Source organism: Ruegeria sp. BE3 (assembly GCF_056538865.1).
In genome coordinates this window covers 83,547-96,834 of record NZ_JBQFTW010000011.1, presented here as the reverse complement: position 1 = coordinate 96,834, position 13,288 = coordinate 83,547, and the positions used below count along the sequence as shown (strand labels likewise).

12 protein-coding genes are annotated in these 13,288 nt (G+C 58.5%); 3 read left to right on the top strand and 9 right to left on the bottom strand.

Features of this window, described 5'->3' with window-relative positions; genetic code table 11:
• Position 1: 1 nt before the first annotated feature.
• Positions 2-817, bottom strand: coding sequence for an ABC transporter substrate-binding protein (locus tag ACR0AZ_RS19055; RefSeq protein ID WP_480470763.1), 816 nt, complete (start codon positions 815-817; stop codon positions 2-4).
• Positions 818-1,290: 473 nt separating this feature from the next.
• Here ACR0AZ_RS19055 and ACR0AZ_RS19050 point away from each other — a divergent pair, with 473 nt between their 5' ends.
• On the top strand, positions 1,291-3,525 hold the full coding sequence (locus ACR0AZ_RS19050; RefSeq protein ID WP_480668071.1) for an autotransporter domain-containing protein: 2,235 nt from the start codon (positions 1,291-1,293) through the stop codon (positions 3,523-3,525).
• 98 nt (positions 3,526-3,623) lie between these two features.
• Here the strand turns inward: ACR0AZ_RS19050 and ACR0AZ_RS19045 are convergent, their stop codons facing one another.
• A complete protein-coding gene (locus ACR0AZ_RS19045; RefSeq protein WP_480470761.1) occupies positions 3,624-5,015 on the bottom strand; it encodes an aminotransferase family protein in 1,392 nt (463 codons plus the stop codon).
• A 219-nt stretch (positions 5,016-5,234) separates the two neighbouring features.
• Here ACR0AZ_RS19045 and ACR0AZ_RS19040 point away from each other — a divergent pair, with 219 nt between their 5' ends.
• Positions 5,235-6,863 (top strand): acyl-CoA synthetase, encoded by a 1,629-nt coding sequence (locus ACR0AZ_RS19040; protein WP_480470760.1) that lies wholly within the window; start codon positions 5,235-5,237, stop codon positions 6,861-6,863.
• Here the strand turns inward: ACR0AZ_RS19040 and ACR0AZ_RS19035 are convergent.
• The 6 genes from ACR0AZ_RS19035 to ACR0AZ_RS19010 form a co-directional block, all read right to left on the bottom strand.
• On the bottom strand, positions 6,860-7,192 hold the full coding sequence (locus ACR0AZ_RS19035) for a DOPA 4,5-dioxygenase family protein (protein WP_480470759.1): 333 nt from the start codon (positions 7,190-7,192) through the stop codon (positions 6,860-6,862). The two genes, ACR0AZ_RS19040 and ACR0AZ_RS19035, sit on opposite strands and share 4 nt — an antisense overlap.
• Positions 7,193-7,279: 87 nt before the next feature.
• The gene (gene maiA / locus ACR0AZ_RS19030; RefSeq protein ID WP_480470758.1) at positions 7,280-7,918 is read right to left on the bottom strand and encodes a maleylacetoacetate isomerase; all 639 of its coding nucleotides are present in this window, start codon (positions 7,916-7,918) and stop codon (positions 7,280-7,282) included.
• A gap of 7 nt (positions 7,919-7,925) precedes the next feature.
• Positions 7,926-8,468: a VOC family protein gene (locus tag ACR0AZ_RS19025; protein ID WP_480470757.1), complete on the bottom strand. Its 543-nt coding sequence runs from the start codon at positions 8,466-8,468 to the stop codon at positions 7,926-7,928.
• A 5-nt stretch (positions 8,469-8,473) separates the two neighbouring features.
• The gene (locus tag ACR0AZ_RS19020; RefSeq protein ID WP_480470756.1) at positions 8,474-8,671 is read right to left on the bottom strand and encodes a DUF2783 domain-containing protein; all 198 of its coding nucleotides are present in this window, start codon (positions 8,669-8,671) and stop codon (positions 8,474-8,476) included.
• 5 nt (positions 8,672-8,676) lie between these two features.
• Positions 8,677-10,287, bottom strand: a complete 1,611-nt coding sequence (locus tag ACR0AZ_RS19015) for an FAD-dependent oxidoreductase (protein ID WP_480668070.1) — start codon at positions 10,285-10,287, stop codon at positions 8,677-8,679.
• A gap of 134 nt (positions 10,288-10,421) precedes the next feature.
• Positions 10,422-11,372: an MBL fold metallo-hydrolase gene (locus tag ACR0AZ_RS19010; RefSeq protein ID WP_480668069.1), complete on the bottom strand. Its 951-nt coding sequence runs from the start codon at positions 11,370-11,372 to the stop codon at positions 10,422-10,424.
• Positions 11,373-11,424: 52 nt separating this feature from the next.
• On the opposite strand from ACR0AZ_RS19010, the gene ACR0AZ_RS19005 reads away from it, so the two are divergent.
• Positions 11,425-11,988: a DUF2585 domain-containing protein gene (locus ACR0AZ_RS19005; RefSeq protein ID WP_170402422.1), complete on the top strand. Its 564-nt coding sequence runs from the start codon at positions 11,425-11,427 to the stop codon at positions 11,986-11,988.
• A gap of 20 nt (positions 11,989-12,008) precedes the next feature.
• Here ACR0AZ_RS19005 and fahA read toward each other — a convergent pair whose 3' ends face one another.
• On the bottom strand, positions 12,009-13,268 hold the full coding sequence (gene fahA / locus ACR0AZ_RS19000; RefSeq protein WP_480668068.1) for a fumarylacetoacetase: 1,260 nt from the start codon (positions 13,266-13,268) through the stop codon (positions 12,009-12,011).
• Positions 13,269-13,288 lie beyond the last annotated feature (20 nt).

Sequence of the window (13,288 nt, the reverse complement as noted above, 5' to 3'; positions counted from 1 at the left end):
GTTACTTGATCAGCGGAACACCGGTCGAGTCCTGCAGCCATTCGGCCTCGATCGCGGCCAGTTTGCCGCTTTCGGTCAGCGCTGCCAGAGCTTGATTAACGCAGGTTTTCAAGGGGTTGCCTTCCTCCATCAGCATTCCGAACTGATCGGGATTGTCGCTTTCATCCGCTGGAAACTGCCCGATGACCTTCGAACCCTCAATCATCACTGCGCTGAGAAACAGCGCCGTTGGCAGATCAAACAGCGCTGCGTCGATCTGGTTGGCCGACATTGCTGCATTGACGTCAGCGTTGTCCCCGTAAAGCAGCGGGTCGCTATCCGGCTGAATGATACTGGCCAGCTTGGGAACCGCAGTGGTCGACCCGACGGCACCCCATTGCAATCCCTTCAGCGCGTCGAGCGTTGGGGCCGTGGCTGTCGCGTTCGGGCTGACCAAAACCGCCATCGGCGCGGTGTAGTAGGGGGCCGAGAAATCAACGACCTGATCGCGTTCGGGCGTGATCGAGTATTGCTGCATGTTGACGTCAAATTCTTTGGCACCCGGCTGAATGGCCTCGTCAAACGAAGACCTGACCCATACGACATCCTCGGCGGCGAACCCCATCTCTTCGGCAACGGCATAGGCAACGGCCGCTTCAAAGCCTTGGCCGGATTCAGGGGCGTCGTCGATCACCCATGGGTAATAGGCCGGGTTGCCCGTTGCGATGGTGAACTTACCTTCTGTCAGGGTCTTGCCAGCGGCGCAGTGCCCATCCGCGAAGGCCGCGGTTGAGAGGCACAGGACCGAACCTGCCGCGATTGAGAGCATCTTGGACATCAGTGGAAACTCCTGCTGGATTGCTTTGCCGCTACGGTAATTCTGCCCGCGCACGCTGTCTAGAACGTGTTGCGGTGCTCCGCATCGGTTCGACAGAGCTTTTTTGGAAACAATCGCCCTGCGGTGTGATCAATGTGCAATATAACGGCTGCGAAGTGCATCCAAAGCGCTGCCTTAATTGCGCCTTACTTCGACTATGGGTAGAAATCTGAACAAAGTATTAATCAGTGATTTTGTAGAGGTATGGGAATATGGGTCGATGCGCATCAAAGCGCACGCGGGCAGCGCGTGGTGGTCGTTTGGTCAGATTGAAAGGCCAGATCGTAAGTGTTGCGCCATCATCGGCATTTGCATTTGTTGCGGGCGTTGCGCTATCGGTTTCACCGTTGAAGGCTGAAGAGGTCTCGACAGCCGTCGATATCCCGATTGTTTTTAACTTGGACGAAGACAACACGATTACTGAAACTGGATCTGTGAATCTTTCCATCGGCGGGGACGCTGTAATCTTGAATCCTGACTATTCCAGCACATTCACCAACAACGGGTTGGTTCGGGGGCCGGCACCGCTTGCCGCGATCGGAAATGGTGTGCGGGTTCTTGGTCAGCTTTTGTCGACTGGTCAGGTTATCAACAATGGCGAGATTGATGTCGCTGTAGATACTCCGGACAATGCGCTTGCACGCGGTATCCAGTTCACTCAGAATGTTGGTGGGCGCGTTCTGAATACAGGCCGCATTGCAGCCAGTTCGACGGTTGCCACGGGGACCGGGGCAGCCTTGGTTTCTGGTATACAATTCGATGGAATGATCCTTTCCGGTGCGGCCATTGAGAACTCTGGAGAAGTGATTTCGATCGCAAACGGTTCCTCAACAGTAGAACTGAATGTGTTGGGGCTGGCTTTCGACGGTGATGTTGCGACAAACCTGATCAACAGCGGCACAATTCGCGCCGAAGGAACAAATGGCGGTATAGGCAACGCCCGCGGCATTCAGATCTTACTGGGCGTGCCTCTGACTGGTGACATCAACAATTCAGGGCTCATCCAAGCGACGATCGAAAATGCAGAAGACGCCTCGGCTGTTGGTGCGATCGTTCAGGGCTTGATGACCGGAGATTTCAACAACAGCGGTCAGGCGATTGCCGAGGCTCAGGGGGCCGCGTCAGCGACGGCCATTGGCTACAACCTGACTGCTGATCTGGATGGCAACTTTGTCAACAGTGGCGAAATCAACGCCCGTGCAGAAGGCGCTTCTGATGCGAACGCTTTGGGCGTTGACATATCGGGCCGCGTGGATGGAGACATTCAAAACACTGGTTCGGTGACAGCTACGGTTGTGGTCGGATCCGGTGCTGCCACCAACAGGGCCTCAGGCATTCAGGTTGGCGACATGCAGGGCCATTTCTCGAACGGCGGCGAAATCTCGGCAACGGCTTTGGGTACAGGTTCGGCTGATGCTTTCGGACTGCGCTTTGACAATTTTGATGGGGTGATTGCTGATGTGGGCCGGATCTCAGCGACCTCCGAGAATGGCCAAGCCTATGCGATTTTCCTCGGTACCGGTACCGGTACGCTGAACGTCGACAGCCGAGACGATGTAACCGGCCTGATCCGGGTTCAGGATCATAACGTCAATCTGGATGCGCAAGGCGGAAGCACTGTGTTCTTCTTCGAAGACGCAGCGCCGGGGTCAGGTGCATTTGTCACCACCGTTTCGGACGGGCGGTCGGCCTGGTTCGTCGAAGATGAAGGCGGTTCCGCTCCTGTCTACGCGGTAGTCGACGGCGCAGATATCGTGACCTCGGGCGACATCATCGCCTATTACGGTTCGGTCGTGGGGCGCACGGCTGAAGCGTTACGCTATGATCTGCCCGAACAGCCCGCACGCGGTCTAGCGTTTGCAAGCAGCGCCAGTGGCTTCCGCCCCTTCGCGATGATTGACGCTGAACTCCGACGGTTTGAGAGCACCCCCGGCATCAATACCGATCTGGAGGTGTTCAACGGTGTGGCGGGGTATTCCGGTCAGGCCGAGAACGGTTTGTCGATGGCATTTGGACTGGGTGTATTCCGATCAGATGGCGACACCGATACCACCGATTTCGATACCATCGGTATCTACCTGGACGCTGCATTCGGCCGCCAGTTCGGGGCATTCACTGTGGAAGGCGGTCTGGGGTTTGGATGGTTGTCCACCGATCGGTCGCGTCAGGTCTCGGGTAGTTCCGATGCCGAAGCTGATTTTGACAGCACCTTGTTCACCGCGCATATCGGTGCCAAGCGCAGCTTTGACGTCAGTGATACGTTTGGTCTGTTTGGGTTCGGCGACGTCCGCTATACGCGTCAAAAGGATGACAGCTATTCCGAAACCGGATCGATTGCGAATGCTTCAGTTGGTGAAACGACTACTGAAGTAATTGAAGCGCGCCTTGGCGTTGAGGTCGAGAAAACTCTGGCAGATGGCGGCCTTCTGATCGGTAAACTCAGCGGCGTCGTGCGGCGCGATCTTGGGGATACTGATGCCGATGTGACCGTCTTTTCCGACACACAGACCCTGTCCTTTGCTGCGACCGATTTCACCGGCGCAAGTGTTCTTGTTGGATATGAACATGATCTGCAAGAAAACATGCGCCTTGAGGTCACGGCAGAGCATGAGATCGGCAATGAAGCACAAGGTCCGAATTTCCTGGCCGGAATAAGGTGGAATTTCTGATCTGCGCCAGATTGGAAACGGCTTAATCCCGCTGCCGGTACAATAAAAAAACCCGCCGTTGACCGGCGGGTTTTTCGTATCTGCGTCAAAGGTTTGGCTTAGCCGAAGACCCGCCCCAGCGCACCGTCCACAGCATCAGTGATCTGATCAATATCGTCCGGTGTCGCAATCAGCGCGGGCGAGAAGCACAACGTGTTGTTCTTGCCGGGGACCGAGCGGTTGGTGACGCCGATGATCACACCCTGCGCCATGCAGTCAGCAACAACCGCCTGAGCCAGTTTCTCATCCACCGGTTCGCGGGACGCACGATCCGAGACCAGTTCGGCTCCAAGGAACAGACCCTTGCCGCGCACGTCGCCGACGACCTTGTGCTTTTCCATCAGCGCCTGAAGATTGCCCATCATGCGATCACCCATGGCCGAACAATTGCCCAGCAGGTTTTCGTCTTCGATGATGCGCATGTTCTCGATCGCCGCCGCCGGTCCCGCGGTGCAGCCACCGAAGGTCGAGATATCGCGGAAATAGTTCATCGGGTCCGCTGCATCGTCCTTGAACATCTCGAAGACGTCTTCGGTTGTCACCAGGCAGGCAATCGCCGCATAGCCCGAAGCCACGCCTTTTGCCATCGTGACGAAATCGGGTTTCACGCCATATTGCTGATAGCCGAACCAAGTGCCGGTCCGGCCCACGCCGCACACGACCTCGTCGATATGCAGCAGGATGTCATATTTCTTGCAGATTTCCTGCACACGCTGCCAGTAACCCTCGGGCGCTTCGATGACACCGCCGCCTGCGGTTACCGGCTCAAGGCACAGTGCGCCCACGGTATCAGGGCCTTCGCGCAGGATGACTTCTTCGATCTGATCGGCAGCCCATTCACCGAAATTCTCTTCGGGTGCGCCGTTCAGCTCATGCTTGCGGTATTCCATACAATGCGGCACGCGCACGAAATCGGGCGCGAAGGGGCCATATTGCGCGTTGCGCTCGTCCTGACCACCAGCAGACATCGCTGCGAGGGTCGAGCCATGATAGTCACGGTCGCGATACAGGATCTTGGTCTTCTTGCCGCCATAGCGCTTATGCGCGATCTGACGGATCATCTTGAACGCCTTCTCATTCGCTTCCGAGCCGGAGTTCGTATAGTAGACGCGGCTCATGCCTGGCATCTTGCTGATCAGCTTTTCAGCAAAGATCGACCCGGGGATCGAGCCCGCGGAATTGGCGAAATAGCACAGCTTCATCAACTGGTCATAAACGGCCTTGCAGATGGATTCGCGGCCGTAGCCGACATTCACCGTCCAGACCCCGCCCGAGACTGCGTCCAGATGTTCTTTGCCGTTCTGATCCCAGACGCGCATGCCTTTGCCTTCGACAATGATGCGCGGATCGTTGGTTTCAAAGGGTTTGTGCTGGATCAGGTGGTGCCAGATATGCGCGCGGTCAGCTTCGACGACGCGAGAGAGATCGTTTTCGTTGAACGTGCCGTCCATGACATGTCCTTTCAGGGTGAGGCGCGCAGGAATCAAACTCCCGGACGGGCGCGCGATGACGTGATGCTGCAGATCAGCGCGAATGAGACCCGCACAGTAGGGCCAGATTAACTCATAGAATAGCGCCAGTGTACCAAAATCGCGTATTTTTACGGGTTTGTTTTGGCGTAAGCTTTGTGCTCAATACGCCAAATCTGTCGCGTTTGGGAGGAGCACCGGATGAGCGCAGCCAACATCTATGAACAGCATCTGGACAAAGGTCCGGCGAATTTCACTCCGCTGTCTCCGCTGAGCTATATCGAGAGGACAGCGGCGGTTTATCCGGATTATCCAGCCGTTGTTTACGGGGACCGGAGGTATACTTGGGCACAGACCTATGCCCGCTGTCGCCAGATGGCCAGCGCACTGGCAGCCCGAGGGGTCGGGCAGGGCGACACGGTTTCGATCATCGCCGCCAATATCCCCGAACTTTACGAGGCGCATTTTGGTGTGCCCATGGCAGGTGCCGTCCTCAACGCGATCAACACGCGGCTGGATGCACCGATCATCGCTTTCATCCTGAACCATGCCGAGGCCAAGGTTCTGCTGGTCGACCCCGAGTTTTCGGGTGTTGTGAAACAGGCGCTGACGGAGGTCGACCATGACGTGCTTGTCATCGACATCGAAGACTCCAGCTTTGACAGCGGTGAGCGGCTGGGTGATCTGACCTATGAGGGACTGCTGGCTGAGGGCGATCCTGAATTCAACTGGTCTCTGCCCTCAGACGAATGGGACGCGATCACGTTGAACTATACCTCGGGCACCACCGGCAACCCCAAGGGCGTGGTCTATCACCATCGCGGCGCGGCGCTGAACGCGACCTCGAACATCCTGACTTGGGGCATGCCGCAGCATTCGGTCTATCTGTGGACCCTGCCGATGTTCCATTGCAACGGCTGGTGCTTCCCCTGGACGATGGCGGCCAATGCGGGCACGTCCATCTGTCTGCGCGCGGTGCGGGATGAGCCTATCTATCGCGCCTTCCGTGAAGAAGGAGTGACCCATTTCTGCGGCGCGCCAATCGTGCTGAACATGCTGGCCAACGCGCCGGATCATCTCAAGGATTTCAGCCAGCAGATCAAGGTGATGACCGCAGGTGCCCCACCGCCCGCCAAGGTGATCGAGGCGATGGAGGGGATGGGGGTCGAAGTCACCCATGTCTATGGCCTGACCGAGACCTACGGGCCTTCTGTTGTCTGCGCCTGGAAAGACGAATGGAACGACAAGGAGGCCAAGGATCGCGCCGCGCTGAAGGTTCGTCAGGGCGTCAAGTACGTGGCGCTCTCGGGTCTTATGGTCGCCGATCCCGAGACGCTTGAGCCCGTGCCCTCGGATGGTGAGACCATGGGCGAGATCTTCATGCAGGGCAACATCGTCATGAAGGGCTACCTCAAGAACGCCGATGCCACCGATAAGGCCTTCAACGGGGGATGGTTTGCCTCGGGCGATCTGGGTGTGATGCACCCGGATGGCTATATCGCGCTGAAGGATCGGTCCAAGGACATCATCATCTCAGGTGGCGAGAATATCTCATCTGTCGAGGTTGAGGATGTACTCTACAAGCACCCGGCTGTGATGGAGGCTGCGGTTGTGGCCCGTCCGGACGAAAAATGGGGCGAAACACCCTGTGCCTTTGTCGAGCTGAAACCACAGGCAGAGGCGAGTGAGGCTGACATCATCGCCTTCTGCCGTGACCACATGGCCCATTTCAAAGCCCCCAAGACTGTTGTCTTCGGGGCGCTGCCAAAAACCTCGACCGGGAAGATTCAGAAGTTCATCCTGCGCGATCACGCACGCGCGTTAAGTTAGTCAAAGATCGACAGATCAAGCTCCAGCATCTCGCCCATCCAAATGGCGCGATCCCGGTGATCTGCCAGGTGGTCACCGGTCTCGGGGTGGGTGAAGATGGTCAGGCCCTGACGGTTCAGGATCAGCCAGGGAAAGACCTGATCGAAGGCCTCGGCTGGAAAGCCCAGCTGGCAACTCCAGCGCGGATGTGGCCCGACATTACGCGCATGCATGCGGCCCATCTGCACGGCAGGGAACAGGCGCGCGGCCTCTTCGCAGACCTGCTGCGCGGTGTCTTGCGTGCCGGCGTCGAAATAGACATGGGCGTGATAGCCGGTGATCTCGGGCATGGTGGTCTCCGTATGTCGTTACAGGGCAACCTAAGGATCAGCTAAACCCTTTGGCACCTGCATTGCCACACAGACCCTGTGCACCGGTCAGATGGGGGCGTGCAAGTCCGGATGCGCGGCGGCAAAGGCCGGGTGATCCGAGCAAACAGCCTCGACCGCCAACAGGCGCGGCATATCGGACAGATCGACCTCCCAACGGCGGGCATTGTAGAGCTGCGGGATTAGGCAGATATCGGCCAGACCGGGTGTGTCGCCAGTGCAGAATGGGCTCTGATCGAATTTACCCAGCAACGCCTCGAACGCCAGCAGGCCGGGGCGAATGAAATGGCGCATCCAGTCGCCGGGCATATCACCTGTACCATCGCTCAACTGTGTGGCGTGGCGCGCAACTGACAGGTTGCAGACCGGGTGGATATCCACCGCGATGCTATGTGCTAGCGCCCGCGCCGCCGCCCGCCGGGCTGGATCCTGCGGCAGCAGACCCAGCTGCCGGGTCTCGTCCAGATAGTCGAGGATCGCCAGAGACTGCGTCAGGCGCACCCCGTCGATGTCCAACACGGGGACCAAGCCTTGCGGATTGCGCGCCAGATGATCCGGCGCGCGATGCGCACCACCAACCAGATCTATCACCACCGGGCGATAGGCGATGCCCGCCAGATTCAGCGCGATCCGCAGCCGGTAACTGGCAGAGGAACGCCAGTAGTCATAAAGAACAACTTCGGTCATTCCCCGATCAGTCCTTGCTCAGTTCCTTGGCGTGCAGCCAGTCGGCGTGCTGAGGCGCCTTCTTGGTGCGCGACCATTCTTCCAGCATGTCCCATTTCACCGAATCCAGCCGGGCCAGCATCGCCTCTTCCTCGGGGTCGGGGCAAGCCAGTTCGACGCGGTGCCCGTTGGGATCGAAGAAATAGATCGAATGAAAGATCGAATGGTCGGTGACGCCCAGAACTTCAACCCCATTGGCCTCAAGATGGTCCCTGAAGGCGATCAGTTCATCGCGGTCTTTCACCTTGAACGCGATATGCTGTACCCATTTGGGCGTATTCGGATCACGGCCCATTTCAGGCTTTGTCGGCAACTCGAAAAACGCCAGCACATTGCCGTTTCCGGCGTCTAGAAACAGGTGCATGTAAGGGTCGGGTTCATGGGTGGAGGGCACATGGTCTTCGGCAATAGCCAGAATGAAATCCATGTTCAGCATCTTGCCGTACCATTCTACGGTCTCTTTCGCGTCCTTGCAGCGATAGGCGACGTGGTGGATCTGTTCGATTTTCATGACGCTTACTCCTGTTTCAACGCAGCGGCGTCCAGCGCCTGCTTAAGCACGGCGTTGTCGCCAATATGGTTTGCCAGCACCAGCACCAGCCGCGCATTCAGCGCGTCGCTGTCGGCTTGGTCCAGCCCTTCATGCGCCGCCAGCAGGTCGGCATAGAAATCATCCGCACGGGTCAGGTTGGGTGAGAGGATCAGATCGGCCATATCGCTTACTCCTTGCCTGTGGCGCGGCGGACCGCGTGCCGGAATGCGTTTTCTTCGTAGGTGTCGCGGCGCGCAGCCACATGCTGATCGGGCCGGATCAGATAGACCGCGCTGGTGGCATCGCCCAGATAGCGATGTTTCAACGTCAGAGTGGGATCATCCTTGATCGACAGAGCCAGACGTTTGACGGTGATCCCATCTACCTCGATCTCATCCGGGGCGTCCGCGTCGATGGTCAGCAGAGTGAACTCTCCGGCCAGCTTGGGCAACAGGAAGCCATCGCCCAAAGGCGCATCGGGGCAGGGCGCGCCCGGTCGGGTCGGCGCTGGTCCGTTCAGCGCGTCGGCAGAGTTCAGAGGTGACCCGTCATAGACACAAGGCACGCTCAGACGACCGGAATTCACCAGGGGCCGCGCGAAATCGTAATGTTCGCTCAAGTCCAGCACGGCGTCGCGGAAAATCCGAGACATCTGTGATTTCGGCGTAATGAAATCGGTGGACCGGGTTGAGTTCAGGATGTTCTCATCCGCGCCCTGAATACGTTCGGAATCATAGCTGTCGAGCAGTGTTTCAGGGGCCTCACCGTCAATCACCAGTTTCAGCTTCCAGCACAGGTTGTCCGTATCCTGTAGGCCCGAATTGGCACCACGCGCGCCGAATGGGCTGACCTGATGCGCGCTGTCACCTGCAAAGATCACGCGACCATGGCGGAATTGTTCCATCCGGCGGCATTGGAATGTGTAGATACTGACCCATTCCAGTTCGAACTGAACATCCTCGCCCAGCATGGCCTTGAGGCGTGGGATCACGTTTTCAGGGCGCTTTTCGCGTTCCTTGTCGATGTCCCAGCCCAATTGCAGGTCAATTCGCCAGACGCCATCGGGCTGTTTATGCAGCAACGCAGATTGGCCCTTGTTGAAGGGCGGGTCGAACCAGAACCAGCGTTCCGAAGGGAAATCGGCCTCCATGATCACATCGGCGATCAGGAAGTTGTCCTCGAACACGCGGCCCACAAAATCCTTGCCCATCATGGCGCGCATGGGTGAGCCCGCGCCGTCGCAGGCGATCACCCAATCCGCCTCGATGGTGTACGAACCCTCGGGGGTTTCGACCTCAAGCTTCACGTGATCAGGATGCGTTCCGACGGCTTCGACCTTATTGCGGCCCCGGATTTCGATCGGCGCGCCCTGCGCTTGCAATTCGCGCACGCGGTCGACCAGAAACTGTTCGAAATAGTATTGCTGAAGGTTGATGAAGGCTGGGCGCTGATCACCGCTGTCGGGCTGCAGGTCGAACTCGTAGACCTGACGTTCGTCGAAGAACACCTTGCCCTTGTTCCACAGCACACCCTTGTCGACCATCGGCTGGCCACAGCCCAGACGGTCGAGAATTTCCAGCGGTCGTTTGGCGAAACAGATGGCGCGGCTGCCGAAGCTGACCTTGTCATTATCGTCCAGCACCAGCACCTCTACCCCTTGCTGGGCCAGATCGATCGCGGCGGCCAGACCCACCGGACCGGCCCCGACAACGATGACCTTGTGGCGCACGGGCGCGGGCGCGGATTGGTCCGGGCTGGCCTCGTAGGCGTAAAGTGGAACTTCGAAAATCTTGTTCACGGTCTCTCTCCCAGTTCTGGTGCAGCGGGCACACCTCATCTGTTCTCCGGCGGGATAGCGCCGGAGGGTTGGTCTTAGCGTTTCACTGTCAAATCCGGGCCGCCACGATCTGGATCAAATCCGGCCCGGAATTCTTAGCCCTGCAGGGCCTCCCACATCTCGAGATCGCGTTGGGCGGTCCAGATGCGGGGTGTGTCGATGCCGCGCGCCTCGTCATAGGCGCGGGCGACGTTAAAGGGCAGACAATGTTCGTAGATCGCGTAGTCGGCGAACTTTGGATCGCATTCGGCACGCACGGCGTCCCAGGCTTCTTTCAGGGAACCACCGCGTGCCGCAACTTTGGCTGCCGGCCGATAGGTGCTTTCGACAAAATCGCGGGTGTTTTCGATCGCCGCATTGACCATGTCTTTACCGACCAGAGCGTCGCCACGTCCCGGAGCGATGGCGTCCACGTCAAACCACTTGATCTCATCCAGCGTATCGCCCCAGTCGCTGAAATGTCCGTCGCCGCAATAGCAGGCCGAGTGGTATTCGACGATATCGCCGGTGAACATGACGTTCTGATCGGGCACATGGATCACGATATCGCCCGCCGTATGGGCGCGACCCAGATGCATCAGGTCGATCCGGCGGTTGCCCAGATAAACCGTCATCGTGTCGCTGAAGGTGGTGGTGGGCCATGTCAGGCCGGGGATGCTCTCATGCCCCTCGAACAGGCGCGGGAAGCGTTGGAATTCACTGTCCCAGTCCTCCTGACCACGCTCGACCACCATGGAACGGGCCATGTCGGACATCAGGATCTGTTGTGCGCCAAAAGCGCTGGCGCCCAGCACGCGGACGGCGTGGTAATGGGTCAGCGCCACGTGGGTGATCGGTTTGTCGGTCACCGAGCGCACGCATTCGATCACCTTGTTGGCCAGACGCGGTGTTGCCTGTGCCTCGACAATCATCACGCTGTCGTCGCCGATGATCACGCCCGAATTGGGGTCGCCTTCAGCGGTGAAGGCATAAAGCCCTTCGCCCACCTGGGTGAACGAGATTTTCTTTTCCGACATGTCCCCCTGGGACGCAAATGCCTTGGCCATATCAGTGATTTCCCTTCTAGACAGCGACTGGCTTTGATGATGTTGTCGCCATATGTTTGAACGTCGATTTTTGCCTTATTGGGCAACCGCTTGTGTTGTCATTGCCTGCGCCATCATCCTGCTGTGGATGGGGCGCGAACCGATTTGCAAATGTGGTTATGTCAAGCTGTGGCATGGTGAAACCTTCAGTTCCGAAAGCTCGCAGCACCTGACCGATTGGTACACGCCCAGCCATATCATTCATGGTTTTCTGTTTTACGGTCTTTTGTGGCTGGTGGCGCGCCGCCTTGCCGTTGGCTGGCGGTTGTTCATCGCCACCTTGATAGAAGTCGCGTGGGAGATTTCCGAGAACACCAATGCCGTGATCGAACATTACCGCGCGGTCACGATCTCGCTGGACTATTACGGCGACAGTGTCGTCAACTCGATCGCCGATATTGGCGCGATGATGCTGGGCTTCTGGTTGGCCCGTCGCCTGCCGATCTGGATGACCGTCACCATCGCGCTGGGGTTCGAGATCCTGACCACCACGCTGATCCGCGATGGCCTGACGCTGAACGTGCTGATGCTGCTCTATCCGATCGAGGCCGTTAAGGACTGGCAGAGCGCGCTCTGAATATGTGGGCCGAACCTGCATCAATCTCTGGCGAACGGATTTTCGAGCGCGGGCAGAACGGTGCCCGTACAGTCACCGAAGCCGATGGTATAGCCATCGCCTTTGGCGGCAGCGGTCAGGGTCAGAGTATCCCCGTCCTCGATGAAGTTGCGGGTTTCGCCAGTGTCGAGCGTCAATGGCTCCTTGCCGCCCCAGCTCAGTTCCAGCAATGAGCCGCGCTCCGGTTTGGTCGGGCCCGAGATGGTGCCTGACCCCAACAGATCGCCAGTATTCATCGGACAACCCGAAGTCGTATGATGCGCCAGTTGTTGTGCCGCCGAGTAATACATCTGGTTGTAGTTGGTGCTTGCGATGGTCGTCGGCCCCTGACCTTCGGGGGCCATGGTGATCGATAGGTCAATGTCATAGAGCATCGGACCGCAGTCTTTCAGGTGATCCAGCAACTCAAACTCGCGCGCGGGCGTATCGCAGCGGAAGGGTTCGAGCGCCGCTTTGGTCACGATCCATGGGCTGATCGAGGTTGCCGTCGCCTTGGCCTGAAACGGTCCAAGCGGCTGGTATTCCCAGGCCTGAATATCGCGTGCCGACCAGTCGTTCAGCAGTACATAGCCGAAGATGTTGTCATCCGCCTCCTGCACTGAAATCGGGCCATCCGAGGGCGTGCCCACGATTGCGCCCATCTCCAGCTCGATATCAAAGCGGCGGGAGGGCAGGAAAGCAGGCAGCTCCTGATCGGGGGATTTTAGCTGACCCCACGGGCGGCGGATATCGGTGCCCGAAACGACAACGGAAGACGCGCGCCCGTTATAGCCGATGGGGATGTGCAGCCAGTTGGGGGGCAGCGCATTTTCGGGGCCGCGGAACATTGTGCCGACATTGAAGGCGTGGTTCCGACCCGCGTAGAAGTCGGTATATTCGCTGACGGCAAAAGGCATGTGCATCTCGGCATCGCTCTGCGGGATCAGCAGCGCCTCGATCTTATGTTGCTCGTCCGAGCCGTCGGCCAGAAGCGCCGTGAGGCGCTCGCGCAGGGCGGCCCAGACGGCGGGGCCTTCCTCCATCAGCGGGTTCCAGAAGGGCAGGTCGAACAGTGGCTCGTCGGACAATGTGATGAGCCCGTCGGCCTCGGCAGCAGTCACGTCGAAAATCATGTCGCCGATGGCGACGCCGCAACGGGCTTCGGTGGTTTCGGTCGAGAACACGCCATAAGGCAGGTTGTTTAGCGGAAACGGGTGGTCGGCGGAGTTGGCCGATGCGACCCAGGATTTCATCAAAGGCATGTGACGTCCTTATGTCTTTC

Coding starts and splice junctions, on each gene's coding strand:
- ACR0AZ_RS19055 (WP_480470763.1), bottom strand. CDS start 817: ATGTCCAAGATGCTCTCAATCGCGGCAGGTTCGGTCCTGTGCCTCTCA.
- ACR0AZ_RS19045 (WP_480470761.1), bottom strand. CDS start 5,015: ATGGACGGCACGTTCAACGAAAACGATCTCTCTCGCGTCGTCGAAGCT.
- ACR0AZ_RS19040 (WP_480470760.1), top strand. CDS start 5,235: ATGAGCGCAGCCAACATCTATGAACAGCATCTGGACAAAGGTCCGGCG.
- ACR0AZ_RS19035 (WP_480470759.1), bottom strand. CDS start 7,192: ATGCCCGAGATCACCGGCTATCACGCCCATGTCTATTTCGACGCCGGC.
- maiA (WP_480470758.1), bottom strand. CDS start 7,918: ATGACCGAAGTTGTTCTTTATGACTACTGGCGTTCCTCTGCCAGTTAC.
- ACR0AZ_RS19025 (WP_480470757.1), bottom strand. CDS start 8,468: ATGAAAATCGAACAGATCCACCACGTCGCCTATCGCTGCAAGGACGCG.
- ACR0AZ_RS19020 (WP_480470756.1), bottom strand. CDS start 8,671: ATGGCCGATCTGATCCTCTCACCCAACCTGACCCGTGCGGATGATTTC.
- ACR0AZ_RS19010 (WP_480668069.1), bottom strand. CDS start 11,372: ATGGCCAAGGCATTTGCGTCCCAGGGGGACATGTCGGAAAAGAAAATC.
- ACR0AZ_RS19005 (WP_170402422.1), top strand. CDS start 11,425: ATGTTTGAACGTCGATTTTTGCCTTATTGGGCAACCGCTTGTGTTGTC.
- fahA (WP_480668068.1), bottom strand. CDS start 13,268: ATGCCTTTGATGAAATCCTGGGTCGCATCGGCCAACTCCGCCGACCAC.